This window comes from Corallococcus sp. 4LFB, from assembly GCF_046520365.1.
In the GTDB taxonomy this organism is placed as follows: domain Bacteria; phylum Myxococcota; class Myxococcia; order Myxococcales; family Myxococcaceae; genus Corallococcus; species Corallococcus caeni.
Genome location: NZ_JBKGHJ010000852.1, coordinates 1 through 2,100 on the forward strand (window position 1 = coordinate 1; position 2,100 = coordinate 2,100).

Consider the following 2,100-nt stretch of genomic DNA (forward strand, 5'->3'; position numbering starts at 1 on the left):
CCCGGCGAGCAGCGCGTCCAGCGTCCCCGGCCCCCCGTCCGCGAGCGGCGCCACGTCCAGCACCACCTCGAGCGAGGCCTGCCGCAGCCCCTCCGCCATGGCGTCCGCGGCCTCGGCCGCGCTCAAGGTCCCCTTGAACTCCTGGGGCGCGAGCAACCAACGCGGGTGGATCATGCTTCGACACCCACGGGCTCGGACCGCGCGGACACCGGGGAACGCCGGTGGGCGAGCCGCCACCGCTTCTGCAGCATGGACCTCATCGTTCCTCCCGGGCCGGGGCGATATTGACCCCGGCATACCATTCCAGGAGGGGACGTGGCCCCTGGAGCGACGGCATCACGCGCTGTGAAATCCGCTCCAAGCGCAGGAGCAGCCGGGCCACCTCTTCGGACGGCTGCCGCGCGGGGCCCTGGATGCGCTGGCAGAAGAACGTGCGGCACCCGAACGGCCGGTCCGCGTACACCGTGCAGCGCAGGCCCGCCGCGTCCAGGTAGGGGCACGCCCCGTCGGCGCGGGCGGGCGGCAGGGGCTTGCCGCGCTTGAGCAGCTCCCACTCCGGGAGCCACAGCCAGGGCTGACGCTTCGTGACGGACAGCTGGCAGCACTCACCGCTCGCGGGGCACGAGTACGGGGCGTACGCCGCGTCCGCCTGACGGTACACGGCGCGCGTCTCCTGGATGGCGCGCTCCAACGCCCGCGTACCGGACGCGGGGGTTTCGTCATCTGCGTCGTCCCAATCCCGGCGTGCCATGCCCTGAACCGTCTCCGCACGTCGGGGTCCGGTGGATGGACCCCTTGGATGGGTCCTACCCTATCTCACAGCATGCGCAGCACGAAACATTTCAGGTAGCGGGTTTCGCGCAGGTTGAGGAGGACGGGGTGGTCGCGGCCGGCGCCCCGGCGCTCGATGATCTGCACCCGGCGCTTCGCGTCCGAGGCCGCGGAGGCGAGCATCTCCTCGAAGGCCTGCTCGTCCACGTGGTACGTGCAGCTCGCGGTCACCAGGATGCCGCCGGGGCGCAGGAGCTGGAAGGCGCGCAGGTTGAGTTCCTTGTAGCCGCGCACCGCCGCCGGGATGGCGTCCTTGTTCTTCGCGAAGGAGGGCGGGTCCAGCACGATGGTGTCGTAGCGCTTGCCCTCGTCCACCGCGTCGCGCAGGAAGTCGAACGCGTTGGCCGTCACCACCTCCAGGTTGGTGAGCTTGTTGGACTGGGCGTTCTCGCGCAGCTGCGCGGAGGCGGACTCCGAGATCTCCACCGCGGTGACCTGCCTGGCGCGGGTGGCCAGCTGGAGCGCGAACCCGCCCACGTAGCTGAAGCAGTCCAGCGCCTCGCCGAAGGCGTACTGCGCCGCCATCACGTGGTTCTCGCGCTGGTCCAGGAACGCGCCCGTCTTCTGGCCTTCCAGCAGGTCCGCGCGCATGCGCACCAGGCCCTCGTCGAAGGACACGGGGCCCGGCGGCAGCTCGCCGCGCAGGAGGCCCTTCTCCGGGAGGAGGCCCTCCAGGTGGCGCACGCTCACGTCGGAGCGGTTGACGATGCCCTTGGGGTGGAACTGCTCCTCCAACAGGTCCGCGATGAGCGCCTTGCGCTGCTCCATGGCGGGGACCAGGAACTGCACGCTCAGGTAGTCGCCGTAGCGGTCCACCACGAGCCCGGGCAGGCCGTCCGCCTCGCCGTGCACCAGCCGGTACGTCGTCTCCCCGGGCAGCGCGAGCTTGCGCAGCGCTTCCGCGGACTGGAGGCGCTGGCGGAAGAAGTCCACGTCCACCGCGACGTCGTCGTTGGTGAGCCAGCGCAGGGAGATTTTGGACTGCTTCGAATAGAAGGCCTTGCCCATGAACCAGCTGCGGCCATCCACCACGCGGACGACCTCACCGCCCTGGAGGCCGGGGTCGCCGTTGAGGTCCGCGCGGTAGATCCACGGCGGGCCCGCGAGCCAGCGGTCGGAGCCGCGGCGCAGGAGCATCACCTGGGGCGTGCCGTCCGGGCCCAGCTCCGGCGACGTGCGGTCCGGCCGCAGCTTCTCGGGGCGGTGGCCGTGCTTCTCCGGACGCGCGCCGGGCTTGGCACCGCGTCCGGGGGGAGGGGCGCCGGGCCG

Annotated in this window: 3 protein-coding genes; all 3 read right to left on the reverse strand. The window is 71.7% G+C overall.

The window, feature by feature from the left end; translation table 11 throughout:
- Positions 1–174, reverse strand: a 174-nt coding sequence (locus ACLEQD_RS41940) for a glycerate kinase (protein WP_410391529.1), incomplete at its 3' end; no start/stop codon positions are given.
- An 82-nt stretch (positions 175–256) separates the two neighbouring features.
- Entirely contained in the window at positions 257–751 is a 495-nt protein-coding gene (locus ACLEQD_RS41945; RefSeq protein ID WP_410391525.1) for a YkgJ family cysteine cluster protein, read from the reverse strand.
- Positions 752–816: 65 nt separating this feature from the next.
- The coding region (locus ACLEQD_RS41950) for a class I SAM-dependent rRNA methyltransferase (RefSeq protein WP_410391527.1) at positions 817–2,100 on the reverse strand (1,284 nt) is incomplete at its 5' end.